We start from the raw sequence: 23,240 nt of genomic DNA on the forward strand, positions 1-23,240 counted from the left end.
TCAGGCGAGCACGGTCTCCAGCGTGACCGACTCCAGGCCGAAGGCCTCGGCCACGGCCGGGAAGGTGATCTGGCCCTCGTGGACGTTCAGACCCTTGGCGAGCGCCGCGTCACGGCGCAGCGCCTCCTTCCAGCCCCGGTTGGCCAGCTCCAGCACGTACGGCAGGGTGGCGTTGGTCAGCGCGTAGGTGGAGGTGTTCGGGACGGCGCCCGGCATGTTGGCCACGCAGTAGAAGACCGAGTTGTGGACCTGGAAGGTCGGCTCGTCGTGCGTGGTCGGGCGCGAGTCCTCGAAGCAGCCGCCCTGGTCGATGGCGATGTCGACGAGCACGGAGCCCGGCTTCATCCGGGAGACCAGCTCGTTGGTGACCAGCTTCGGGGCCTTGGCGCCCGGGATCAGCACGGCGCCGATGACCAGGTCGGCGTCCAGGACGGCCTTCTCCAGCTCGAAGGAGTTGGACATGATGGCCTTGATCTTGGTGCCGAAGATCCGGTCGGCCTCGCGCAGCTTGTTGATGTCGCGGTCCAGCAGGGTCACGTCGTAGCCCATGCCGATGGCGATGGTGGCCGCGTGCCAGCCGGAGACGCCACCGCCGATGACGACGGCCTTGGCCGGGTGGGTGCCGGGCACGCCGCCGGGCAGCACGCCGCGGCCGCCGGCCGGGCGCATCAGGTGGTACGAGCCGACCTGCGGGGCCAGCCGGCCCGCGACCTCGGACATCGGGGCGAGCAGCGGCAGCGCGCCGTTGCCCAGCTGCACGGTCTCGTAGGCGATGGCGGTGGTGCCGGAGGCGACCAGCGCGTCGGTGCCGGCCCGGTCGGCCGCCAGGTGCAGGTACGTGAAGAGGGTCTGGCCCTTGCGCAGCCGGTGGTACTCGGAGGCGATGGGCTCCTTGACCTTCAGCAGCAGGTCGGCCGTGGCCCACACCTCGTCGGCGGTGGGGAGGATGGTGGCGCCGGCGGCCACGTACTCCTCGTTGGGGATCGAGGAGCCGAGACCGGCGTTGTCCTCGATGTAGACCTCGTGGCCGTTGCGGACCAGCTCATGCACGCCGGCGGGCGTGATGGCCACGCGGTACTCGTGGTTCTTGACCTCGCGGGGGATGCCGACCTTCACGACTGAACACGTCCTCTTGCCATGGGGGTCCCGACCGGAGAAGACCGGTGGGCGACGCGCACGTGGGGAAGCCTCCGGGCATGCCGGGGCAGGGGATCGCTGCGCGACTGAGTTCGAGTGTAATGAAGCCCAGGCGGCCTGTCAGCCTTCCAAATCGAATAATTTCGCCGAAGACATTGGCAGGTTCGTAGGCTTCCACTGGAACCTACCTGTCATAAGTGCCGTATCAGGGCACTTCCGACGATACCTCCGAAACCCCCCTCACCACCCGCCGTCGACGCGTTCCCGCAGGTCCGCGAGGGCCGTGCCGATCGCCTCCCGGCCGCGCTCGTCGCCGATCCGGCGCAGCACGGCCAGCGCGGCCCGGTACTCCCGGTCGGCCTCCTCGAAGCGGCGCTGGGCGGTGTGCGCCTCGGCGACCCGGGCCAGCAGCCGGGCCTCGGCCGCGTGGTCGCCCAGCGACTGCCGCAGCCCGAGCGCCCGCCCGTACCAGTCGGCGGCGCGCACCGCGTCGCCGAGCGCCCGGTGGCAGCCCGCCGCGCCCTCCAGGGCCCGGGCGCAGAGCGGTTCGTCGCCGACCGCGCGAGCGTGCTCCAGGGCGGCCCGGTAGTGCCCGGCGGCCTGCTCCCAGCGGCCCGCCGAGGCCTGGAGGTCGCCCAGGTTGAGCAGCGCCGCCGAGGCCCGGCGGGGGCGCCCGTTGCGCTCGGCGACGGTGAGCACCAGCTCGTGCAGCCGGTAGAGGTCGGCGGGGGCGGCCGTGCCGGTCAGCGGCAGTGCCCGCAGCAGCGCGGTGACCAGCCGGCCGGCCGAGCCGTCCAGGTCCCCCTGGCCGATCGCGTCGGCCACCGCGCCGAGCAGCAGCTCCCGCTCCCCCGACAGCCAGTCCCGGGCGTGCCCGGCCGAGTCCAGCCGCAGCGCGGCGGGCAGCGGGTCGGGGGCCGGGCCGTCGGCCGGGTCCAGCAGGGCGCGGGCCGACTCGGTCAGCCGGACCAGCCGCTCCAGCAGCCGGGCCCGGGCGAGCTCGGTCTCGGCGGGGCGGTCCTCCTGCTCCCGCAGCCGGACCAGCCGCTGGTAGAGCCGTCCGGGCACCCGGTAGCGCGGGGTGCCGTCGGCGGCCGGCGCCTCCTCGCCGAGCAGCTCCAGCTCGGCCAGCGCGGCCAGCGTCGCGGCCGCCTCCGGCACCGGGCAGCCGACCAGGGCGGAGGCAGTGCGCGGGTCGGCGGTCTGCGCCGGGGCCAGCGTGAGGGTGCGCAGCATCCGCGCCTGGGCGGCCGGCAGTCCCCGGTAGAGCAGGGTGAAGGCGCCCAGCAGCGGGTCGTTGTCGGGGACGGGCACCGGCTCGGCGGGCGCGGGCCCGGGCTTGACCCAGGTCGACGGGTCGCCGGCCGGCTCGGGCCCGGCGACCGGCTCCGCGGCGCCGTCCTGCGCCTGGGCGCCCTCCTCCTTCTTCTCCGGTGCCGCGTCGGTCCTCGGCGTCCGGCCGGCCCTGGCGGTCTTCGCGCCCTTCGCGGCCTTCCCCGCCCGGCCGCGGCCGGCGCCCTTGGCGCCCGCGGCCTCCGACTCCTCCCCCACCGCCCGGGTGAGCTCGCGCACCGCGTCGGTGACCGCGATCTTCGGGTTGCCGCGCAGCCACCGCGCGATCAGCCGCAGCGCGGCCGGCCCGGCGGCGCAGGCCTCGGCGAGGTCGGCCGCGCCGACCGGGTCGCAGGAGACCCGGGTGCCGCCCACCAGGTCGGCCAGCAGCTCCCCGGAGGCCTGCCGGTCCAGCCCGCCGAGGATCACCGGGTCGATGTCCTCGATGCCGGTGAGCGGCCCGGCCGTGGTGGCGAGCACCAGGCAGCCGGGCTCGTCGGCGAGCAGCGGCCACAGCTGCCCGGCGTCCCGGACGTCGTCCAGCACCAGCAGCACCCGGCGTCCCGCCAGGGCCTCCCGCAGGGCCACGCCGCCCGGCTCGTCCCGCCCGTCCTCGACGACGCCGGGCAGCGGCACGGCGGCCTGCGGGTCGAGCTGCTCCAGCAGCAGCCGGGCGGCCCGGCCCGGCGGCACCCGCCCCCCGTCCGGGGCGGACAGCCGGGCGAACAGCACGCCGTCCGGATAGTCGGCGGCGACGGTCCGGGCGAAGCGGGCGGCGAGCGCCGTGCGGCCCGAGCCGGGGCGCCCGGCCAGCACCAGGACGGGGCAGCGGCCGTTCACCCGGCGGGTCGCGGCCGCCCGCAGCGCGGCCAGTTCGGTGCGCCGCCCGGCGAACAGGGCGGGCCCGGCGGGCAGCCGGTCGAGCCCCGGGACGGCGCCGGCGGGCGCGTCGGGGCCGGGGTCCATCGTCGCCGTCTTCCTCGCCACCCGTGCCACTCCCGACGTCATCCCGCGCCCGGCGTCCGGCCGGTCGGCCCGCTGCGCTCGGCGGAGGCGGCCCGGGACGGGCGCCCTGTCTGCGAAGCGTAGTTCGACCGTCCGACTGATCGGAGGTGACATCCGGTCGTACGAACCGGCGAATCACCCCAAGGCATCAACCCCGCTGGTTCGCCCACGCCCCGAACGGGGCCGGCGCCCCGACGGGCGCTCAGGCCTCGAAGGGGCGGGCCGGCCACGGGGCGTCCGGGCGGCGCAGCCCGTCCAGGCCGTCCGGGGAGGTCAGCGCGGCGTGCACGGCGAGGACGCCGGTGACCAGGGTCGGGTTGTGCAGCAGCCCGGCCTGGACCAGCCGGATCAGCTCGGGCACCGGCACCCAGGCGACCTCGATCTCCTGCTCCTCGCCCTCGGCCTCGTACCGCTCGCCCTCGGCCTCGGCGAGGTCGGTGGCCAGGAACATCCGCAGCGCCTCGTCGGTGCCGCCCGGGGAGGTGTAGTAGTCGGCCAGGATCCTCCAGGTGTCGGCCCGGCAGTGCGCCTCCTCGTACAGCTCGCGCTGGGCGGCGTGCCACGGGTTCTCGCCGGGCACGTCGAGCAGGCCGGCCGGCAGCTCCCAGAGCCGCTGGCGGACGGGGTGGCGGTACTGGCGCAGCACCAGCACCCGCTGCTTGTCGTCCAGGGCGAGCACGGAGACCGAGCCGGGGTGGGTCTGGTAGTCGCGCCGGGACCAGCTGCCGTCGGGCATCCGGACCTCCTCGCTGCGCACGCCGGTGACCCGGCCCTGGAACGGCGTCGAGCTCGCCCGGACCTCCCACTCCTCGGCCGTGTCGGCGATCACCAGGTCGCTCCGCTCGTCCATCGCTCTCCCCTTTTCGTCAGTACGACACAATCTAACGCCGAACGGCGGCCCCGCGGGAATCGCGGGGCCGCCGTCCGGTGAACCACCGAGGCCGAAGTGAGGAACTACTCGGAGGCCGCGGTCTTGATCTCGATGGCGGCCTTGACCAGGCCCGCGAACAGCGGGTGCGGGCGGGTCGGGCGGGACTTCAGCTCCGGGTGGGCCTGGGTGGCCACCAGGTACGGGTGCACCTCGCGCGGGTACTCGACGTACTCGACCAGGTCGCCCTTGGGCGAGAGGCCGGAGAACTGCAGGCCGGTCTTCTCCAGGTCCGCGCGGTAGGCGTTGTTGACCTCGTAGCGGTGGCGGTGGCGCTCCTCGACGTACGGCTCGCCGCCGTAGACCTCGCGGACGATCGAGCCCTCGGCGAGCTTGGCCGGGTAGAGGCCCAGGCGCATGGTGCCGCCCAGGTCGCCCTTGCCGTCGACGATCGCCAGCTGCTCGGCCATGGTGGAGACGACCGGGTGCTTGGCGGCGGCGTCGAACTCGGTGGAGTTGGCCTCGGGCAGGCCGGCCAGGTTGCGGGCGGCCTCGATGACCACGCACTGCAGGCCCAGGCACAGGCCCAGCAGCGGGACCTTGTTCTCGCGGGCGAAGGTGATGGCGCCGACCTTGCCGTTGACGCCGCGGTCGCCGAAGCCGCCGGGGATGCAGATCGCGTCGACGTCGCCGAGCTGTTCGCGGGCGCCCTCGGGGGTCTCGCAGTCGTCCGAGGTGACCCACTTGATCTCGACCCGGGCGTTGTTGGCGAAGCCGCCGGCGCGCAGCGCCTCGGTCACCGACAGGTAGGCGTCCGGCAGGTCGATGTACTTGCCGACCAGGGCGACCTTGACGATGTGCTGCGGCTCGTGGACGCGGCGCAGCAGGTCGTCCCAGGTGGTCCAGTCCACGTCGCGGAACGGCAGGTCCAGGCGGCGCACCACGTAGGCGTCCAGGCCCTCGCCGTGCAGCACCTTCGGGATGTCGTAGATCGACTTGGCGTCGATGGCCGCGACCACGGCCTCCTCGTCCACGTCGCACATCAGCGAGATCTTGCGCTTGATCGCCTGCGGGACCTCGCGGTCGGCGCGCAGCACGATCGCGTCCGGCTGGATGCCGATGTTGCGCAGCGCGGCGACGGAGTGCTGGGTGGGCTTGGTCTTGAGCTCGCCCGAGGGGCCGATGTACGGCAGCAGGGAGACGTGCACGAAGAACACGTTGTCCCGGCCGACCTCGTGGCGGACCTGGCGGACGGCCTCCAGGAACGGCAGCGACTCGATGTCGCCGACGGTGCCGCCGACCTCGGTGATCACGACGTCGACGTCCTCGGTCGCCATCCGGCGGATCCGGGACTTGATCTCGTTGGTGATGTGCGGGATGACCTGGACGGTGTCGCCCAGGTACTCGCCGCGGCGCTCCTTGGCGATGACCGTCGAGTACACCTGGCCGGTGGTGACGTTCGCCGAGCCGTGCAGGTTGGTGTCGAGGAACCGCTCGTAGTGACCGATGTCCAGGTCGGTCTCGGCGCCGTCGTCGGTGACGAAGACCTCACCGTGCTGGAACGGGTTCATGGTGCCCGGGTCCACGTTGAGGTACGGGTCGAGCTTCTGCATCGTCACGCGCAGGCCGCGGGCCTTGAGCAGCGCGCCGAGGCTGGAGGCGGTCAGCCCCTTTCCGAGCGAAGAGGCGACACCCCCGGTGACGAAGAGGTGCTTGGTCGTCACGGCGCGGCCGTTCGCTGCCTTGCCGGAATGGGGCTGTGCCAAGAGGGGGCTCCCGTGGGTCGCGTGTCGAAAGTGACGTGGGCGGGAGGCTCGCGGCTCGCCGGGCGACGGGAGGCCGGCAGGTGCGCGGCGCTCGAAGGGTCGTCGGTTCGGCTGGTCCGGGGCGTTTGATCCCGCCGGTCCACGGGATACCAGGGTAACAGTGACCTGACCGGGACGCCTTTCGCCCCGCGCTCGGCACTCCGGGAGCGTGCGCCGGGCGCACCACCAGCGCACCATCCGCCGCACGCGTCACACCGGTCGCACCACCCACCGGACCGGGCCAGCCGGGGCGCTCCGACCGGGCCATGCCGGCCGGTCCGTTACGGCCACCCGGAGCTGATCCTTCCGGACCATCCTGCGCCGCGCCCCCGCGATGCACGGCATTTCCGCCGAATTGCGGCGCCACACGAGGCGGCGCCCGCGTGCTTCGCCCCTTTCGTCCGTCGTAAGCTGCACGAACGCATCGCGACAGCACGAGCACGCGGAGGGCGTGGGAGCGTCAGGACACTCCCGGTCCCCGATGCGCGACCGGACCTCCCCGTAATCCAGCTCCTCCCCACCCAACCCCAGGGGCTCGACCGAGCCCCGCGCGGACACTCCAGCAAGGCCCGCCACCACCCCCCGGCGGGCCGGACGTCCCGGGGTGAACCTCCGGCCCCGCAGCCCCGCTCGCTCCTGGTTCGCCGATGCCCTGACCACATTGCGAACTGGAGATCCACGTGGCCGGCCGTATCGAGGACTACGCACTCATCGGGGACATGCAGACCGCTGCCCTGGTCAGCAGGGACGGGGCGGTGGACTGGCTCTGCCTCCCCCGCTTCGACTCGCCGGCGGTGTTCGCCGGCCTGCTCGGCACCGATGAACACGGCTTCTGGCGGATCGGACCGGCCGAGGCCGTGGCGACCGATCTCCCCGCCCCGGCCGCCGCCCCCGCCGAGGCCGCCCCGCCCCGCCTCGGCGACACCTCCGCCCTGCGCGTCCCGCCGCCCACCGCCGCCGCCCCCGCCGTGCCCGCCGACCGCCGCCGCTACCGGGGCGACTCGCTGATCCTGGAGCAGGAGTGGGACTCCCAGGGCGGCACCGTCCGGGTGATCGACTTCATGCCGCCCCGCCCGCTGGCCGGCAAGGACTCCGTGCCGCAGATGATCCGGATCGTCGAGGGCGTGGCCGGGGCCGTGCGGATGCGCTCGGCGCTGCGGATGCGCTTCTCCTACGGCCGGATCGTCCCCTGGGTGCACCGGGTCGAGCAGGCCGACGGCGGCCACCGCACCGTCGCCATGGCCGGGCCCGACTCGGTCTGGCTGGACGGCGAGGCCGAGACCTACGGGCGCGACCTCACCACCTACGCCGACTTCACCGTCCGGGCCGGCGAGCGGATCGCCTTCGCCCTCACCTGGCAGGCCTCCCACCTGGAGCCGCCGGCCGTCCCGGACGCCGAGGCGATGCTCGACGCCACCGCCGGGTTCTGGCACGACTGGGCCGACCAGTGCACCTACCAGGGCCCCTACCGGGAGGCCGTGGTCCGCTCGCTGATCACCCTCAAGGGCCTCACCTACGCCCCCACCGGCGGCATCGTCGCCGCCCCCACCACCTCCCTGCCCGAGGACATCGGCGGCGAGCGCAACTGGGACTACCGCTACACCTGGCTGCGCGACGCCGCGATCACCCTCTCCTCGCTGCTGCGCACCGGCTACCGCGAGGAGGCCCGCGCCTGGCGCGAGTGGCTGCTGCGCGCGGTCGCCGGCGACCCGGAGAACCTGCAGATCATGTACGGCATCGCCGGCGAGCGCGAGCTCACCGAGTCCTCGCTGGACTGGCTGCCCGGCTACGAGGGCTCGCTGCCCGTACGGATCGGCAACGGCGCCGCCGGGCAGCTCCAACTCGACGTCTACGGCGAGGTGGTGGAGGCCCTGCACCTGGCCCACATGACCGGCCTGGTCCGCAACGACCACGCCCTCCACCTCCAGCTGCGCCTGATCGAGTACCTGGAGGACCACTGGCAGAACCCGGACGAGGGAATCTGGGAGGTCCGCGGCCCGCGCCGGCACTTCGTCCACTCCAAGGTGATGGCCTGGGTCGCCGTCGACCGCACCATCAAGCTGCTGGAGCAGACCCCCGAGGACGCCCCCTCCGACAACCACCTGGAGCGCTGGCGCGTCCTGCGCGAGACCATCCACCGGGACGTCTGCGAGAAGGGCTACGACCCCGAGCGCAACACCTTCACCCAGTACTACGGGGGCAGGGAGCTGGACGCCTCGCTGCTGCTCATCCCCCAGGTCGGCTTCCTGCCGCCGGACGACAAGCGGGTGATCGGCACCATCGAGGCGATCCAGCGCGAACTGTCCACCGAGGACGGCTTCGTGCTGCGCTACCCGACCCACGACGAGTCCGGCAACAACGTGGACGGCCTGTCCGGCCACGAGGGCGCCTTCCTGGCCTGCTCGTTCTGGCTCGCCGACGACCTCGCCATGATCGGCCGGGTGCAGGAGGCCCGCGAGCTGTTCGACCGGCTGCTGTCCCTGCGCAACGACCTCGGGCTGCTCGCCGAGGAGTGGGACCCCCGGCTCAAGCGCCAGGTCGGCAACTTCCCGCAGGCGTTCAGCCACGTCCCGCTGATCGACACCGCCCTGCGGCTGACCGCCTGCGGCGCCGCCTACCTGTCGGCCCAGCCGGACGGCGCCGAGACCGACCGGGCCGCGGAGCGGGTGGAGCGGGCGAGCGTCTGAGGGCTGCTCAGCCCCGCTGCACCAACTCGTCGTAGGTGCTGAGCACCTGGGCGACGGTGGCGGCCTCGTCCGGCCAGGTCTCGGCCTGCTGCCGGCCGGCCGCCACCAGCTGCTCCCGGCGGGCCGGGTCGGCCAGCAGCCCGCGCACCGCCCGGCCGAGCGCCGCGGGGTCCCCGGGCGGCACCAGCAGGGCGGCGTCGCCGACCAGTTCGGGGATGCCGCCGACGGCGGTGGCGACCACCGGCACGCCGGCCCGCATCGCCTCCTGGACCACCAGCGAACGGGCCTCCCAGCGGCTGGAGACCACCACCACGTCGGCCGCGGCCAACAGGTCGGGTACGTCGGTGCGGTAGCCGAGCAGGCGCACCGGCAGCTTCTCGGCAGCGACCCGCTCGCGCAGCGGGCCAGCCTCCGGGCCGTCCCCGGCGAGCAGCAGCAGCGGCTCCGGGTCCAGCGCGGACAGCTCGGCGGTGGCGTCCAGCAGCGCCCCGAAGGCCTTCTGCGGGACGAGCCGGCCGACCGCCAGCACCAGCGGGCGGTCCGGGCCGTCGCCGAGCAGCGCGGCCCGCGCCTCGGCCCGGCCGAGCCGGCCCTCGGGCATCGGCGGGGCGGCCACCGGGCCCAGCCGGGCGTCGGTGGCGCCCAGTTCGCGGGCCCTGGCGACCAGGTCGGAGGAGGCGCCGAGGACCAGGTCGGCGGCGCGCGCCACCCGGCGCTCCATCAGCCGCTGCAGCCGCCGCTCCATGCCGGTGGCCAGCAGCGCGTGGTGCGAGGTGACCACCAGCGGGGTCTCCGGGCGCAGGCCCGGGAAGCGGCCGGCGGTGCGCAGCGCGAGGTCGGACAGCAGGCCGGCCCGCAGCCCGTGGGCGTGCACCACGTCGGCGCCGGTGAAGGCCCGGCGCAGCTCGCCGATCGCGGTGGCGTCGCTGCGGGCCCCCGAGGTGGGGGTGATGTCGACGGTGTGGAACCGCGCGCCGGTGCGGGAGAAGCCGAACAGCGCGTCCGTACCGGCCGGTGCGCAGACCGTCACGATCACCCCGTGCGCGACCAGGCCCTGGGCCAGGGAACGCACGTGCGCACCGATGCCGCCGGTGCTGGCGGCCAGAACGAGTACCACGTGCAGCTGCCCCGGTTCCGGGGCGGCCGCGGTGGCCCGGGCAGCGGAATGGTCCACGTCGTCTCGCATCCGACTCGATCAGGTTCGCGCGCCGCTTCGCGAGGATTGCCCGCCCGGCGGCGCTCGGGACTGGAAAGCCAGTGTCCAGCCGCCACCATGCCAGGTCGGCGGCCCTCTTGGACAGTCGGCGCCACCGGGGGCGCGTCGCCGTCCCGACGGGGAGGGCCGCCGGTTCGGGCTACCGGTGGCGAGGGGCCCGGGCGGTGGCCAGCAGCTCCTCGGCGTGGGCCCGGCCCAGCTCCGAGTCCTCCAGGCCGGCCAGCATCCGGGAGAGTTCCCGCACTCGCTCCTCGTCGTTCAACACCTTGACCCCGGAACGGGTCACGGTGCCGTCGACGGTCTTCTCCACCACCAGGTGCCGGTCCGCGAACGCGGCCACCTGCGGGAGGTGGGTGACCACCACGACCTGGGCGGATTCGGCCAGTTTGGCCAGCCGGCGGCCGATCTCGACCGCGGCCTTGCCGCCGACGCCCGCGTCCACCTCGTCGAACAGGTAGGTGGGGACGGGATCGGCACCCGCGAAGACCACCTCGACGGCGAGCATCACCCGGGACAGCTCACCGCCCGAGGCGCCCTTGGCGATCGGGCGCGGCGGGGAGCCCGGGTGCGGGGCGAGCAGCACCTCGACCTCGTCCACGCCGTGCGGCCCGTACGCGACGGTACGGCCGTCCAGTTCGATGCCGGCCAGGTCGTCGACCCGGGTGATCGAGAAGGTCACCCGGGCGTGCGGCATGGCGAGTTCGGCGAGCTCCGCGGAGACGGCCTCGGCGAAGCGCCCGGCGGCGGCCTGCCGGGCGGCCGACACCTCGGCCGCCAGCTCGGCCAACTCGGCGCGCAGCTCGGTCTCCTGGGCGCCGAGCTGGTCGATCCGCTCGTCGTCGCCGTCGAGTTCGGCGAGCCGGGCGGAGCCGGCCTCGGCCCAGGCGATCACCTCGGCGAGGTCGTTGCGCTCGCCGCCGTACTTGCGCAGCAGCTGGGCCAGCACGGCCCGGCGGTCCTCGACCGCGGCGAGGCGCACCGGGTCGGCGTCCAGGTCGTCGGCGTAGCCCGCGAGGTCCCCGGCGACGTCGGCCAGCAGGTAGCCGACCTCGTTCAGCCGGTCGGCCAGGGCGGCCAGCCGCTCGTCGTGGTGGCGCACGGCCTCCAGGGCGCGCCGGGACTGGGCGAGCAGGGTGCCCGCGTCCAGCGCCTCCGGGTCGGCCGGGTCGCCGGCCAGGGCGGCGTGGGCGAGGGTCGCGGCGGAGGACAGCGCGTCGGCGTGGCCGAGCCGCTCGGCCTCGGCGGCCAGCTCGACGTCCTCCCCGGCCACCGGCTCGGCGGCGGCGATCTCGTCCAGGCCGAAGCGCAGCAGGTCGGCCTCCTGGGCGCGCTCGCGGGCCCGGGTGGTCAGCTCCTCCAGGGTGGCCGCGACCTCGCGCAGGGCCCGGTAGGTCTCCCGGTAGCGGGCCAGCGGCTCGGCGACCGCCGCGCCCGCGTAGCGGTCCAGCGCGCCGCGCTGGCGGGCCGGGCGCAGCAGCCGCTGCTGGTCGGTCTGGCCGTGCACGGCGATCAGGTCCTCGCCGAGTTCGGTGAGCAGCCCGACCGGGACGGCCCGCCCGCCGACGTACGCCCGGGAGCGGCCCTCGGCGGAGACGGTCCGGCTGATCAGCAGCGCTCCGTCGTCCAGTTCGGCCCCGGCCTCGACGGCCCGGACCGCCGCCGGGGAGTCCGCGGGCAGTTCCAGCCGGCCCTCCACCACGGCGCGGCCGGCCCCGTGGCGCACCAGGCCGGGGTCGGCGCGGCCGCCGAGCAGGAGGCCGAGGCTGGTCACCACCATGGTCTTGCCGGCGCCGGTCTCACCGGTCACGGCGGTGAAGCCGGGAGCCAGCTCGACCACCGCATCGTCGATGACCCCAAGATCCCGTATCCGCATCTCGTCCAACACGGAGACGACCTTACGAGGTTCCGCCCCCGGAGCGCGACGAGCGGCAACGGCGCGCGGCAACTCCATGCCGCCGGGTTCACTCCTTCCGGGGCGTTTCGGCGGCGGTGGGCACCGTGCACCACGGCAGGAAGAACTGCACCAGCGGACCGATGAGCAGCGCGTACGCCACCGTGCCGACCCCGGCGGTGCCGCCGAGCAGCAGTCCGACGGCGAGCACCGTGACCTCGATGCCGGTGCGGATCAGCCGCAGCGAACGCCCGGTGCGCCGGTGCAGTCCGGTCATCAGGCCGTCGCGCGGGCCCGGGCCGAGCCGGGCGCCGATGTAGAGGCCGGAGGCCACGCCGTTGAGCAGCACCGCGGCGGCCATCAGCGCGGCCCGGGCGGGCAGGCCCTGCGGGCCGTCGACCACCCGCAGGGTGAGGTCCATCGACGCGCCGATCACCAGCACGTTGGCGACGGTGCCCACCCCCGGGCGCTGGCGCAGCGGGATCCACAGCAGCAGCACCAGGGCGCCGCAGACGGTCACCCAGGCGCCCACGGTGAGGCCGAACACACGTTGCAGGCCCTGGTGGAAGACGTCCCAGGGGTCGAGGCCGAGGCCGGAGCGGAGCATCAGCGCCATGCTCGCCCCGTACAGGGCGAGGCCGACGGCGAGCTGCGGGAGCCGGCGGCCCAGCGCGTGGGTGTCGCCGAGGATCCGGACGGCCAGCCCCGGCCGGGCGGGCTGCGGGCCGGAGGCGCCGGACGCGGGGGCCGTCGGGGAGGCGGGCGCGGTCGAGGTGGACGCGGTCGAGGTGGACGCGGTCGAGGCGGACGCGGTCGAGGCGGACGGGGAGGTGGACGCGGTCGTGCTGGCCACTGCTGCTCCTGCGGGTGGTGCTGCACCCCGGGCCGGCCCCGGTGGTGGCGGCGCGGTGGCCGCCCTGCCATCATGAAGAGGCCAAAGTGGCTCATGACAGGGCCAATCCCGAGCAAGTGGACTGATCAGCGATGGCCGACTGGCACACCACCGTCACCCCGCCCGCGCTGGCCCGGCTGCTCGCCACCGCGCGACTGCCCGAACCGGCCACCGCCCGCCGCCCCGCCTACCGCACCCTGGCCGGGCAGATCCGGCTGCTGGTCACCGAGGGCCGGCTGCCGGTCGGCGCCCGGCTGCCCGCCGAACGCGAACTCGCCTCCGCCCTGGAACTCAGCCGCACCACCGTCACCACCGCCTACGAGGCCCTGCGCGGCGACGGCTACCTGCTCAGCCGCCGCGGCGCCGGCAGCTGGACCGCCCTGCCCGAGGGCGCCCCGCCGCCCAGCGACGCCCTGCACCCCGTCCCGCCGGACGAACAGGAACGGACCCTCGACCTCGGCGTCGCCGCCCTGCCCGCCCCCCAGCCCTGGCTGGGCCGGGCCGCCGCCCGGGCCGTCGAACTGCTGCCGCAGTACGCCGCCGGGCACGGCCACTACCCCACCGGCGTCCCGGTGCTGCGCGAGGCCGTGGCCCGCCGCTACACCGAGCGCGGCCTGCCCACCACCCCCGACCAGATCCTCGTCACCACCGGCGCGATGGGCGGACTGCACCTGGTCCAGCGGGTGCTGGTCGGCCGCGGCGACCGGGTCGCCGTCGAGGCCCCCAGCTACGCCCACACCCTCCAGGCGCTGCGCCTCACCGGGGCACGCCTGGTGCCGGTCCCGTACGACGCCTCCGGCGCCCGCAGGCGCTGGGACCTGGAGGAGTGGCAGCGGGTGCTGCGCGGGGCCGCCCCCAAGGTCTCGTACGTCATCCCCGACTTCCACAACCCGACCGGCGCGCTGATCGACGAGGACCAGCGCCGCCGGCTGCTGGCCGCCGCCCGGGCCGTCGGGAGCATCGTGCTGGTGGACGAGACCACCGCCGAACTCGGCTGGGGCGTACCGGAGTCCACACCGCTGCCGCGCCCGGTGGCGGCGTTGGACCGGGCCGCCCAGGTGGTCACCGTCGGCTCGGCCGGCAAGCTGCTCTGGGGCGGCCTGCGGATCGGCTGGGTCCGGGCCGCGCCCGCGCTGGTCCGGCGATTGGCCTCCGAGCGGGTCTACAGCGACGTCGGCACCCCGGTGCTCGACCAGCTGATCGCCGCCGAGCTGCTGGGCGAACCGCTCCCCGCCGTCCGCGCCCACCAGCTGGACCGGCTGCGGGCCACCGCGCACGCCTTCGCCGCCGCACTGCCCGAACAGCTGCCGGAGTGGAGCTTCCGGCTGCCGCCCGGCGGCCTCGCGCTCTGGGTCACCACCGGCGGCCTGTCCGGCGCGGCGCTCGCCCAGGCCGGGGAGCACGCCGGGATCCGGATCGCCGCCGGCAACCGGTTCGGCTCGGACGGCGCCTTCGAGCACCACATCCGGATCCCGCTCACCGTGCCCGCCCCGGCCGTCCCCGCCGCCGTGCGGCGGCTGGCCGCGCTGGCCGCCCGCGCCACGGCGGGCGGCCGGCTCGGCTCGGCCGACGAGGGCCAGGCGCTGGCGGTCTGAGCCGCCCGGAGGCTCCGGCCGGCCGTCAGCAGGGGGTGTTCGAGCGGCCGCGCCAACCCGTCACCGGGAGCGCGAACTTGGCGACCAGCCGGTCCGTGAACGGCGCCCGGTGCAGCCTGGCCAGCCGCACCGGCGTCTTCCCCCGGCGCACCTCCACCCGCGCCCCGGCGGGCAGTTCGACCGAGCGGCGCCCGTCGCACCAGAGCACCCCGTGCGGGGTCTTGGGCTGCACCTCGACCGCCAGCACCGAGTCCGGCGAGGTCACCAGCGGCCGGGCGAACAGCGCGTGCGCGGAGATCGGCACCATCAGCAGCGCCTCCACCTCCGGCCACACCACCGGCCCGCCGCCCGAGAAGGCGTACGCCGTCGAACCGGTCGGCGTCGCACAGACCACCCCGTCGCAGCCGAAGTTGGAGACCGGACGGCCGTCCACCTCGGTCACCACCTCCAGCATCCGCTCCCGGGACGCCTTCTCGATCGACGCCTCGTTCAGCGCCCAGTCCTCGTGCACCACGTCGCCGTTGGTGCGGACGATGACGTCGATCGTCATCCGCTCCTCGACCTCGTAGTCGGCGTCCACCACCCGCTCGACCACCACGGCCAGGTCGTCCCGCTCCGCCTCGGCCAGGAAGCCGACCCGACCCAGGTTGATGCCCAGCATCGGCAGCCCGTGCGAGCGCGCCAACTCCGCGCCGCGCAGCAGCGTGCCGTCCCCGCCGGCGACCAGGATCAGCTCGCAGCCGTCCGCCGCGCCCGGCCCCTCGGCCACCTTCTCGACCCCGTCCGGCAGGTCGAGGTCCACCGCCTCCGCCTCCAGCAGCCTGATCCGCAGCCCCGACTTCAGCAGCCCGTGCACCAGGGCCTCGACGCTGCGCAGCGCCGCCTCCCGGCCGGTGTGCGCGATCAGGAAGACCGTGCGTTCTTCATCGCTCATGCCGCTGCCCTCTCCCTACGCCTGCCGGGTCGCCCTCGGCCCGGTGCGGCCGCGCCATCCAGCATGACGGGCCGGACGCTCGCAGAGCACCCTATCGGGGCCCCTCCGCGACGGCCCGGTCCGCGTCCGCGGGGTCCAGCTGCGGGGCGTCCCGGCGCATCCAGAGGAAGTACTCGACGTTCCCGGAGGGCCCCGGCAGGGGGCTCGCGGTGACCGCCCGCACGCCCAACCCCAGCTCCCACGCCTGCCCGGCGACCTGCCGGACCATCTCGGCACGCAGCTGCGGGCTGCGCACCACCCCGCCGCTGCCGAGCCGCTCCTTGCCGATCTCGAACTGCGGCTTGACCATCAGCACCAGGTCCGCGTCCGGGGCCGCGCAGGCGGCCAGCGCGGGCAGCACCAGGCCCAGCGAGATGAAGGAGAGGTCGCCGACGACCAGGTCGACGGGGGTGCCGCCGATCGACTCCAGGGTCAGCTCACGGACGTTGGTGCGGTCCATCACCGTCACCCGCTCGTCACTCTGCAGCGACCAGGCCAGCTGCCCGTAGCCGACGTCCACCGCCAGCACGTGGGCCGCCCCGGCCCGCAGCAGCACGTCGGTGAACCCGCCGGTGGAGGCGCCCGCGTCCAGCGCCCGGCGGCCCTCGACCACCAGGCCCTGCGGCACGAAGGCCGCGAACGCCCCGGCCAGCTTGTGCCCGCCGCGCGAGACGTAGTCGGGGTCGTTGTCGTCCTTGGCCACCACGACCGCCGCCGAGGTCTCCACCTGGGTGGCCGGCTTGGTCGCGGTGGTGCCACCGACGGTCACCCGGCCGGCCGCGATCAGCTCGGACGCGTGCTCACGCGACCGGGCCAGCTTGCGGCGGACCAGCTCCGCGTCGAGTCGGCGTCGTGCCACTGCCACTGGTGTTTCAGCTCCTACGGGTCCTGCGGATCATTCCCGGTCGAGTGCGGCCAACGCGTCGGCGAGCCGCTGGTGAACATCTTCGTACACCGCGACGTGTGCCTCGGCCGGGACCCCGTCCAGAGCCTCCAGCCGGGCCAGCCCGGCGTCCACCCCGGGGTGCCCGGTGGGCAGCAGTTCGACGCCGAGCGGCCCGACCGCTGCGGCGGGCTGGGCGGGCTCAGTGGACTGGGCGGGCTGGGCGGGCTCAGTCGGTTCGACGAGCTGGGCGGGCTCGGCCGGTGCGCCCGGCTCACTCGTCCCGGACATCGGGCTTCTTCGTGCTGCTGGCCTTGCGGACGGTGGTCTTCTTCGTCGTCGTGCGCTTGGCCGCCGTCCCGGCCCGGCCGGCCGCCTCGGTCGGCTTCGCAGCGACCGTCTTCTTCACCGTGGCCTTCTTGGCGACGGCGGTCTTCTTCGCCGGGGTGGTCTTCTTGGCCGGGGTGGTCTTCTTCGCCGGGGTGGCCTTCTTGGCGGCAGCGGTCTTCTTGGCGGCGGTGGCCTTCTTCACCACTGCGGCCTTCTCCGCCTCCGCCGCTGGTCGCTCCGCCGCCAGGTGCCCGGCCGCCGCCACGGGCCGCCGCGGTGCCACCGGCGGATCGACCTCGACCGGCTCATCCACCTCCACCCGCTCGGCCACTATCGGCTCCGCCGCCACGCGCTCGTCCTCGAACTCCCAGCCGCGCCCGAACAGGTCGTCCGCCCGGGGCGCCGGCACCGGCTCCTCCGCCGGGTACCCGGCCGGGCCCGACCCGGCCTTGGCCACGGCCGGATCCTCCTCGACCTCGCGCAGCTTGCTCTCCAGGTACGCCAGCACCACGCCGACCTTGGTCACCTGGTCGCCGACCTTCTCGAAGGCCTTCTCCACCTCGTTACGCGCCACCCCGACCGCCAGGTCCACCCCGGCCCGCCCGGCGGTGACGGCCTCCTCCGCCAGGGTCTGCAGCGTCTTCGCCGACGGCGGGAACTGGCCGCCCAGCCTGCGCTCCACCTCGGCCACGTCGACGCCGGTCTTCTCCAGGACCGCGGCCGCCGTGTCGACGACCCGCTTGCCGACCTCCTCCACCACCACAGCGGCGGCCGCCACCGCTCCCCGCACCGTCCTCGGCAGCATCCGGGTGCCTCCTCCGCGCCTGCGCGCGCCCGCGCGCCGCGCTCCGTCGCCCTCGGCACCCGGGCGATTCCGGGCACCCCACTGACGACGCTACCGCCAAAACCCTCCTGAGGTACCGTGGCCCGGCAGTCCGCACCGTAGTGACCTGGGGATGGAGCGAGCGCCGTGGCGAACGCCGAGGAGTGCCGGGAGGCGCTGGAGCAGCTCAGCCGGAACATGGCGAAGGCCACCGGCGACGTCCGGAAGGCCGCCGCCCTCGACCGCTCGCTGAGCTGCCGGATCACCGACCTCGACCTGACCTTCACCGGGCAACTGCGCGACGGCCGGATCCAGGACGTGGTCGCCGTGCCCGGCTCGCCCGCCGAGAAGGCCGCGATCCGGCTCACCATGACCGGCGACGACCTGCTCGCCCTGGTCGGCGGCGAACTCAACTTCGCCTCCGCCTGGGCGAGCGGCCGGATCAAGCTGGAGGCCGGCTTCCGCGACCTGCTGCGGCTGCGCACCCTGCTCTGAGGTCGTGGCCGGGCGTCTGAGACGGACGTCCGTACCGAGGACCGGTTCGTACGTCCGTGTCAGACGCCCGATCCGGACGCCCCGTCCTGGATGCCTCGCCCTGGACGTCTGAATCGGACGTACGACTCAGACGGTCGTCTCGTACAACCGTCCAAGACGACCGTCCCGAACCACCTCAGAACCCGAGCTCGGCCAGCGCCTTCCGCCCGTCCACCGGCCCGCCGTCCGCGTCCAGCGCCGTCCAGGCCGCCGCGCACAGCGCCCGCAGGCCGTCCCAGCGGTCCCCGGCACCGGTCAGCCGCAGCGCACCGCCCTCCGCCACCGCCGTCCAGCCGCCGCACGCGAAACCGCCGCCCGCCGCCGTCACCGCCGTCACGGCCGGCTGCGCGACCAGCAGGCCGCGCAGGTCGGCCGCCAGGTACGTCGGCCGGTGCTCGACCGGGGCCGCCAGCAGCTGCGCCGGGGTGGTCACCCCGGTGAACACCAGCAGGCTGTCCACCCCGCCGTTGAAGGCGCCCTCGATGTCGGTGTCCAGCCGGTCCCCGACCACCAGCGGCCGCCGCGCACCCGTCCGCAGCACGGTCTCCCGGTGCATCGGCGGCAGCGGCTTGCCCGCCACCTCCGGGTCCACTCCGGCCGCCGCCCGCACCGCCGCCACCAGCGTCCCGTTGCCGGGCGCGATCCCGCGCGCCGTCGGCACCGTCATGTCGGTGTTGGAGGCGACCCACGGCAGCCCGCCGCGCACCGCGTACGCGGCCTCCGCCAGCTGGGCCCAGCCGACCGACGGGTCGAAGCCCTGCACCACCGCGAGCGGCTCCTCGGCCAGCGAGCGGACGGCGACCAGCCCGCGCTCGGCCAGCGCCTCCTCCAGCCCCAGCCCACCCACGACCAGCACCTTCGCCCCGGCCGGCACCTTCTCGGCGACCACCCGGGCGGCCGCCTGGGCCGAGTTGATCACGTCCGCGGGCTCGGCCGGCACGCCCAGCTCGGTCAGGTGCTCGGCGACCACGCGCGGCGGGCGGGAGGCGTTGTTGGTCACGTACGCGAGCCGCATCCCGGCCGTCCGGGCCGCCGCCAGCGAGTCCACTGCGTGCTCGATCGCGTGCGGGCCGGCGTAGACCACGCCGTCCAGGTCCAGCAGCGCCGTGTCGTACGCCTCGGTCAGCGGGCGGTCGCTGCCGCCGGGGGCGGTCCGTCGCGCGGGGGTGGCCGTCTCGGTCATGCCTGCCCTACCTCATTCACTGCGGTTCGTCCGCGTTCTCTGCGGTTCGTCTGCTCGTCACTGCCCGCCCGGTCAGGCGTCCTCGTCGACGCCGCCCGGCTCTCCCCCGACCTGCCCGTGCACCCCCGGCTCACGGTAGCCGGGCGCTCCGGGCAGCAGCGGGCCGTAGGCTCCGGCGCGGGCCGCCAGGGTCGCCCTGGTCTGCCGCAGCGCCGCCCGGTAGTGGTCGGTCTCCGGCCGCATGGCCACCGCCAGCGCCAGGTGCTCGGCGGAGGTCTCGAAGTCGCCCAGCCGGGCCGCCGCGACCCCCCACCCGAACTGAGCGTAGTCGTCCGAGGGATCGGCCAGCGCCACCGCCCGGAAGTTCTCCAGCGCCGCCGCGTACGAACCGGCGTCGAACTGCGCCCGGGCCAGCGCCTCCCGGATGCTGCGCGAGTGCGGCTCGGCCTCCGCCGCCCGGGCCAGCAACTGCTCGGCCGCCGCCGGATGCCCCTGGGCCAGCAGCTGCGCGCCCCGCCGGAACCAGTCGTAGACGTCCCCGGCCGGCTCCCCGCGCCGCCCCTGGGCGGGCACGCCGCCCGTCGGCGCGCGCTCCCCCGGCGCACCGCCGTCCGGCTGTTCCTGCCCGTCCTGCATGCCGTACCTCACCCTCGGTCGTACACCCGCCCTACCGTTCGGCACGGGGATTCCGATCTCTCAACAACGCGTACCCGGTTACGATGCCCAGAATGAGCACACCCAGTGCAGAAGACGGAGTCGAGACTCCCGTGGGCGGCCCCGGCGATCCCGGGCACGTCGCCACCGCAGGCCTGTCCCTGTCCCCCTTCCGTGGCCTGCGCTACGTCCCCGACCGGGTCGGCGCGCTGGCCTCGGTGATGTCCCCGCCGTACGACGTCGTCGACCCGGGGCGCCGGCTCGACCTGGAGACCGCCGACCCGCACAACGTGGTCCGGCTGATCCTGCCCCGCCCGGAGCCCGAGGACGCCGGCGACCGCTCCGACCGTGACACCAAGTACCGGCACGCCGCCCGGCTGCTGGCCGCCTGGCAGCGCGAGGGCATCCTCGCCGCCGACCCGGAGCCGGCCATCTACGTCTACGAGCAGCGGGTCCCCGGCAACGGTGACGCGCCCGAACTGCTCCAGCGCGGCCTGATCGGCGCCCTCGCGGTGAGCGGCCCCGAGGCCGGCGTCGTCCTCCCCCACGAGGACGTGATGCCCCGGCCGGTCGCCGACCGGGTCGGGCTGATGCGCACCACCCGGGCCAACCTCGAACCGCTGCTGCTCACCTACCGCGGCAACGGCGGCGCCTCCGGCGTCATCGAGCGGACCGTCGAGGGCGAGCCACTGCTCTCCACCGCCACCACCGACGGCACCCACCACCGCCTGTGGGCCGTCACGGACCCCGCCGAGCTCGGCGAGATCAGCCGCGACCTGGCCACCTGCCGGGCCCTGATCGCCGACGGCCACCACCGCTGGGAGATGTACCTGCGGCTCCAGCGCGAACACCGCCACCTGCCCCGCAGCCCGTGGGACCGCGGCATGGTGCTGCTGGTGGACACCGCCCGCTACCCGCTGCGGGTCCGGGCCATCCACCGGGTGCTGTACCGGCTGCCGGTGGCCGAGGCCCTGGAGAAGCTCGGCGACCAGTGGCAGGTCAAGGAGGTCCCCGGTCCGCTGACCGCCGCCCTCCAGGCCCTCGCCGAGCAGAAGCGGCACGGCGGCAACGGATTCGTCCTCACCGGCGGCGACGGCGTGTTCTGGCTGCTCAGCGAGCCCGAGGAGGCCCTGCTGGGGGCCACCGTGCCGCACGACCGGCCCGAGGAGTGGCGCCGCCTGGACGCCACCGTGCTGCACGCCACCCTGCTCGACCACACCTGGCACGTCCCCGACGGCCCCGACGACATCGGCTACCTGCACACCGCCGTGGCCGCCGAGCGCGAGGCCGCCCGGACCGGGGGCACCGCCGTACTGCTGCACCCGGTCCGGGAGAGCGTGGTGCGACGGCTGGCCGAACAGGGCGTCACCATGCCGCGCAAGTCCACCTCGTTCGGGCCCAAGCCCGCCACCGGGCTGGTGCTGCGCAGTCTTCCGCTGGGCTAGCGCCTTCCGACCTGGGCTAGCGCCTTCCGACCGTTCCCGCCGGGCAGCAGGAACCCCCGGACGCCGTGAGGCCCTGCCGATCTCCCCCGAAGGGGCATCGGCAGGGCCTCACGGCGTGTTTCAGGGCGCTCAGGCCTGGGCGTCGCCCTCGGCCTCGGCCTTGTCGGCCTTGTCGGCCTTCTCAGCCTTCTCGGCCTCGTCAGCCTTGGCGTCCGCGGCACGCTCGGGGACCACGCCGTCGAAGTCCTCGTCGATCTCGAGGTCGTCCTCGTCGTAGAACTCCTCGACGTCCTCCTCGTCCTCGAAGATCACGCGGTCGTCGGAGACGTCGCCGCCGCGCTTCTTCGCCGGGGCCTCGGCCTGGTCGGCGTCCTCGTCGGCCAGCTCCGGGTCGAGCGCGTCGGTGAATTCCACACCGTCGATCTCGGCCAGGCGCTCCGAGGCGTTGGTCGAACCGTCCGTGTCGGCCTCAGCGGCCTTGGCGAACCAGTCACGGGCCTCGTCGCCACGGCCGGCCGCGATCAGCGCCTCGGCGTAGGCATAGCGCAGGCGCGCGGTCCACGGGTGCACGGCGCTGGAGGCCAGCTCCGGGCTCTGCAGGGTGACGACGGCCGCGTCGAACTGCTCCATGTCGCTGCGGGCACCGGCCGCGACCAGGCGCATCTCCACCTGGCCGGCCTTGTCCAGCTGCTTCACCTCGGGCTCGCCGGCCATCGCCAGCGCCCGCTCCGGACGGCCCAGACCGCGCTCGCAGTCGGCCATCACGGGCCACAGGTCGGCACGACCGGTCATCCGACGGGCGGCGCGGAACTCGGTCAGCGCCTCGGAGTAACGCTGCGTCATGTACGAGGCGAAGCCGGCCGCCTCACGGACGGCGGCCACGCGGGACGCCAGCCGCAGCGCGACGCGCGAGTACTGGTAGGCCTCCTCCGCGTCACCGTCGAGCAGCCGGGCCACCATCACCAGGTTGCGGGCGACGTCGTCCGCGAGGGTCTTGGGCAGGCTCTTGAGCTCCTGGCGCACGTCCGCGTCCAGCTCGAAGCCGGTGACGTCCTCCGGGATCGGCAGACGCTTGACCGGCTCGTAGTTGCCACGACGGTCGTCGTAGTCCCCACGGCCGCGCTCGCCGCCACGGTCGTCACGGTCGCGGTAGGACGGACGGTCGTCGCGACGGAAGCCGCCACCGCCCTGGCGGTCGTCACGGCGGAAGCCACCGCGGTCGCCGCCCCGGTCACCGCGGTCGCGGTTGAAACCGCCACCCTGCGGACGGTCGCCGCGGTCGCGGTTGAAACCGCCGCGGCCGTCACGGTCCCGGTTGAAGCCACCGCCCTGCGGACGGTCGCCGCGGTCATCGCGACGGAACCCGCTCGGGCGGTCGTCACGGCGGAAGCCACCACCCTGCGGACGGTCGTCGCGACGGAAGCCACCACGGTCGTCACGATCGCGGTTGAAGCCACCGCCCTGGGGGCGGTCACCGCGGTCGCGGTTGAAGCCGCCGCGGTCGTCACGGTCATCGCGACGGAACCCGCTCGGGCGGTCGTCACGACGGAAGCCACCACGGTCGTCACGATCGCGGTTGAAACCGCCACCCTGGGGGCGGTCACCGCGGTCGCGGTTGAAGCCACCACCCTGGGGACGATCGCCACGGTCACGGTTGAAGCCACCACCCTGCGGGCGGTCGTCACGGCGGAAGCCGCCACGGTCGCCACCGCGGTCGTCGCGGTCGCGGAACGACGGACGGTCATCCCGACGCGGACGGTCGTCACGGTCATCGCGACGGAACCCGCTCGGGCGGTCGTCACGACGGAACCCACCACCCTGCGGACGGTCGTCACGACGGAAGCCACCACGGTCATCCCGGTCGCGGTTGAAACCGCCACCCTGCGAACGGTCGCCACGGTCACGGTTGAAGCCACCACCCTGCGGGCGGTCGTCACGGCGGAAGCCGCCACGGTCGCCACCGCGGTCGTCGCGGTCGCGGAACGAC

18 protein-coding genes and 1 pseudogene are annotated in these 23,240 nt (G+C 74.8%); 4 read left to right on the forward strand and 15 right to left on the reverse strand.

The features are described from left to right. From ald to ACIQWA_RS08055, 4 genes are all read right to left on the reverse strand, one after another. The gene (ald, locus tag ACIQWA_RS08040) at nucleotides 1-1,116 is read right to left on the reverse strand and encodes an alanine dehydrogenase (protein WP_360238463.1); all 1,116 of its coding nucleotides are present in this window, start codon (nucleotides 1,114-1,116) and stop codon (nucleotides 1-3) included. Between the two features lie 261 nt (nucleotides 1,117-1,377). Then, nucleotides 1,378-3,456 (reverse strand): tetratricopeptide repeat protein, encoded by a 2,079-nt coding sequence (locus ACIQWA_RS08045; RefSeq protein WP_402479620.1) that lies wholly within the window; start codon nucleotides 3,454-3,456, stop codon nucleotides 1,378-1,380. Between the two features lie 220 nt (nucleotides 3,457-3,676). After that, nucleotides 3,677-4,324: an NUDIX hydrolase gene (locus ACIQWA_RS08050; RefSeq protein ID WP_360238467.1), complete on the reverse strand. Its 648-nt coding sequence runs from the start codon at nucleotides 4,322-4,324 to the stop codon at nucleotides 3,677-3,679. Between the two features lie 104 nt (nucleotides 4,325-4,428). After that, nucleotides 4,429-6,108 (reverse strand): CTP synthase, encoded by a 1,680-nt coding sequence (locus ACIQWA_RS08055; RefSeq protein ID WP_402479622.1) that lies wholly within the window; start codon nucleotides 6,106-6,108, stop codon nucleotides 4,429-4,431. A 719-nt stretch (nucleotides 6,109-6,827) separates the two neighbouring features. On the opposite strand from ACIQWA_RS08055, the gene ACIQWA_RS08060 reads away from it, so the two are divergent. Continuing rightward, nucleotides 6,828-8,834 carry a glycoside hydrolase family 15 protein gene (locus tag ACIQWA_RS08060; RefSeq protein ID WP_402479625.1) on the forward strand — a complete coding sequence of 669 codons (2,007 nt, stop codon included), beginning with the start codon at nucleotides 6,828-6,830 and terminating at the stop codon, nucleotides 8,832-8,834. A gap of 7 nt (nucleotides 8,835-8,841) precedes the next feature. On the opposite strand, the gene ACIQWA_RS08065 is transcribed toward ACIQWA_RS08060, so the two are convergent. From ACIQWA_RS08065 to ACIQWA_RS08075, 3 genes are all read right to left on the reverse strand, one after another. Next, nucleotides 8,842-10,008: a glycosyltransferase family 4 protein gene (locus tag ACIQWA_RS08065; protein ID WP_360238471.1), complete on the reverse strand. Its 1,167-nt coding sequence runs from the start codon at nucleotides 10,006-10,008 to the stop codon at nucleotides 8,842-8,844. A gap of 181 nt (nucleotides 10,009-10,189) precedes the next feature. Next, complete coding sequence (gene recN, locus ACIQWA_RS08070) at nucleotides 10,190-11,923, reverse strand: DNA repair protein RecN (RefSeq protein WP_402479734.1); 1,734 nt, start codon at nucleotides 11,921-11,923, stop codon at nucleotides 10,190-10,192. A gap of 88 nt (nucleotides 11,924-12,011) precedes the next feature. Beyond that, nucleotides 12,012-12,644 (reverse strand): YitT family protein, encoded by a 633-nt coding sequence (locus ACIQWA_RS08075; protein ID WP_402479735.1) that lies wholly within the window; start codon nucleotides 12,642-12,644, stop codon nucleotides 12,012-12,014. Nucleotides 12,645-12,925: 281 nt separating this feature from the next. On the opposite strand from ACIQWA_RS08075, the gene ACIQWA_RS08080 reads away from it, so the two are divergent. Beyond that, complete coding sequence (locus ACIQWA_RS08080) at nucleotides 12,926-14,428, forward strand: PLP-dependent aminotransferase family protein (RefSeq protein WP_402479628.1); 1,503 nt, start codon at nucleotides 12,926-12,928, stop codon at nucleotides 14,426-14,428. A gap of 25 nt (nucleotides 14,429-14,453) precedes the next feature. Here the strand turns inward: ACIQWA_RS08080 and ACIQWA_RS08085 are convergent, their stop codons facing one another. The 4 genes from ACIQWA_RS08085 to ACIQWA_RS08100 all read right to left on the reverse strand — a co-directional run bounded on the left by ACIQWA_RS08085 (nucleotide 14,454) and on the right by ACIQWA_RS08100 (nucleotide 17,419). Further along, the gene (locus tag ACIQWA_RS08085) at nucleotides 14,454-15,362 is read right to left on the reverse strand and encodes an NAD kinase (protein WP_402479630.1); all 909 of its coding nucleotides are present in this window, start codon (nucleotides 15,360-15,362) and stop codon (nucleotides 14,454-14,456) included. A 91-nt stretch (nucleotides 15,363-15,453) separates the two neighbouring features. After that, on the reverse strand, nucleotides 15,454-16,260 hold the full coding sequence (locus ACIQWA_RS08090) for a TlyA family RNA methyltransferase (RefSeq protein ID WP_360238501.1): 807 nt from the start codon (nucleotides 16,258-16,260) through the stop codon (nucleotides 15,454-15,456). Nucleotides 16,261-16,296: 36 nt separating this feature from the next. Then, the gene (locus ACIQWA_RS08095; protein WP_402479633.1) at nucleotides 16,297-16,575 is read right to left on the reverse strand and encodes a hypothetical protein; all 279 of its coding nucleotides are present in this window, start codon (nucleotides 16,573-16,575) and stop codon (nucleotides 16,297-16,299) included. Continuing rightward, nucleotides 16,559-17,419, reverse strand: coding sequence for a hypothetical protein (locus tag ACIQWA_RS08100; protein WP_402479636.1), 861 nt, complete (start codon nucleotides 17,417-17,419; stop codon nucleotides 16,559-16,561). The genes ACIQWA_RS08095 and ACIQWA_RS08100 overlap by 17 nt, the downstream gene beginning before the upstream one ends. Nucleotides 17,420-17,584: 165 nt before the next feature. On the opposite strand from ACIQWA_RS08100, the gene ACIQWA_RS08105 reads away from it, so the two are divergent. After that, a complete protein-coding gene (locus ACIQWA_RS08105; protein ID WP_360238481.1) occupies nucleotides 17,585-17,932 on the forward strand; it encodes an alkyl sulfatase C-terminal domain-containing protein in 348 nt (115 codons plus the stop codon). 175 nt (nucleotides 17,933-18,107) lie between these two features. Here ACIQWA_RS08105 and ACIQWA_RS08110 read toward each other — a convergent pair whose 3' ends face one another. After that, nucleotides 18,108-19,154 carry an HAD-IIA family hydrolase gene (locus ACIQWA_RS08110; protein WP_402479637.1) on the reverse strand — a complete coding sequence of 349 codons (1,047 nt, stop codon included), beginning with the start codon at nucleotides 19,152-19,154 and terminating at the stop codon, nucleotides 18,108-18,110. A gap of 72 nt (nucleotides 19,155-19,226) precedes the next feature. Further along, nucleotides 19,227-19,790 (reverse strand): tetratricopeptide repeat protein, encoded by a 564-nt coding sequence (locus tag ACIQWA_RS08115; protein ID WP_402479640.1) that lies wholly within the window; start codon nucleotides 19,788-19,790, stop codon nucleotides 19,227-19,229. Between the two features lie 92 nt (nucleotides 19,791-19,882). Here ACIQWA_RS08115 and ACIQWA_RS08120 point away from each other — a divergent pair, with 92 nt between their 5' ends. Then, a complete protein-coding gene (locus tag ACIQWA_RS08120; RefSeq protein ID WP_402479642.1) occupies nucleotides 19,883-21,253 on the forward strand; it encodes a DUF1015 family protein in 1,371 nt (456 codons plus the stop codon). A 129-nt stretch (nucleotides 21,254-21,382) separates the two neighbouring features. Here ACIQWA_RS08120 and ACIQWA_RS08125 read toward each other — a convergent pair whose 3' ends face one another. Both ACIQWA_RS08125 and ACIQWA_RS08130 read right to left on the reverse strand, forming a co-directional pair. Then, nucleotides 21,383-22,321, reverse strand: a complete 939-nt coding sequence (locus ACIQWA_RS08125; protein WP_402479737.1) for a tetratricopeptide repeat protein — start codon at nucleotides 22,319-22,321, stop codon at nucleotides 21,383-21,385. 300 nt (nucleotides 22,322-22,621) lie between these two features. Then, nucleotides 22,622-23,240, reverse strand: a pseudogene (locus ACIQWA_RS08130) (RNA helicase); the annotation flags it as partial.

Source organism: Kitasatospora sp. NPDC098652, from assembly GCF_044760155.1.
Taxonomy (GTDB): Bacteria; Actinomycetota; Actinomycetes; order Streptomycetales; family Streptomycetaceae; genus Kitasatospora.